Annotated in this window: 1 pseudogene; it reads left to right on the top strand. The window is 47.3% G+C overall.

From position 1 onward, the window contains the following. A pseudogene (locus AAEY75_RS14370) lies at positions 1–328 on the top strand (phage tail tape measure protein); the annotation flags it as partial.

Below are 328 nucleotides of genomic sequence, written 5' to 3'. Positions count from 1 at the left end.
GAGCAAGAGTACGCACTTAGACAGCAATCGCTTGATGAGCAAATGGGTGCGACGCGCGTCGCTATACAGCAGTCTGCATTTGGTTCAATGACAAGCATTGCCGCTATGTTCTTTGGCGAAAGCTCCAGAATGCATCAGGCAGCTTTTATTATGGAACGAACCTACGCCACCCAAAAAGCATTGATGAATGTTAAAGAGACGTACTCTAATACATTCAATGCTATATCTGCCATACCTTTAATTGGTCCTTACATTGCAATGCCGATGGCAGCAGCGGCGTCTGCTATTCAAGTCGCTCAAGCGGCTGGCATTGGCAGCATTTCAGCAC

The sequence above is a fragment of the Psychrobacter sp. TB55-MNA-CIBAN-0194 genome (assembly GCF_040309505.1).
In the GTDB taxonomy this organism is placed as follows: domain Bacteria; phylum Pseudomonadota; class Gammaproteobacteria; order Pseudomonadales; family Moraxellaceae; genus Psychrobacter; species Psychrobacter fozii.
The sequence above is the reverse complement of the archived record's forward strand: the minus strand, read 5'-3'. Positions and strand labels throughout refer to the sequence as shown.